1 protein-coding gene is annotated in these 542 nt (G+C 67.7%); it reads left to right on the forward strand.

Annotated features, from left to right (window positions below):
* Positions 1-542: Ig-like domain-containing protein (locus H663_RS41170; RefSeq protein WP_240620619.1), on the forward strand; the 542-nt coding region annotated here is incomplete at both ends.

Below are 542 nucleotides of genomic sequence, written 5' to 3' on the forward strand. Positions count from 1 at the left end.
GGCACCGCTGCCTGTGACGATTGACACCACAGCGCCGTCAGCGCCCACCGGCGTGCTCGACCCGACCAGCGACTCCGGCGTCAAAGGCGACAAGACCACCAACGACAACACGCCCACCCTGAGCGGCACCGGCACCCCCGGCGACACCATCACCATCAAGAACCCAGCGGGCGAGGTGATCGGCACCGCCGTGGTCGACGCGGGTGGCAAGTGGAACATCACGCCCACCACGCCCCAGCCCGAAGGCCAGAACAACTACACCATGACGGCCACCGACCCGTCCGGCAACGTCAGCCCGGCCGCACCGCTGCCCGTGACGATTGACACCACAGGTCCGTCTGCGCCTACCGGCGAGCTGGACCCCCTGACCGACTCCGGCGTCAAGGGTGACAAGACCACCAACGACAACACGCCCAACCTGATTGGCACCGGCACGCCCGGCGACACCATCACCATCAAAGACCCGCTGGGCAATGTGATCGGCACCGCCGTGGTCGACGCCGGAGGCAAGTGGAGCATCACGCCCACCACACCGCCGCAGT

Origin of the sequence: Limnohabitans planktonicus II-D5 (assembly GCF_001270065.2) — a bacterium.
Taxonomy (GTDB): domain Bacteria; phylum Pseudomonadota; class Gammaproteobacteria; order Burkholderiales; family Burkholderiaceae_C; genus Limnohabitans_A; species Limnohabitans_A planktonicus.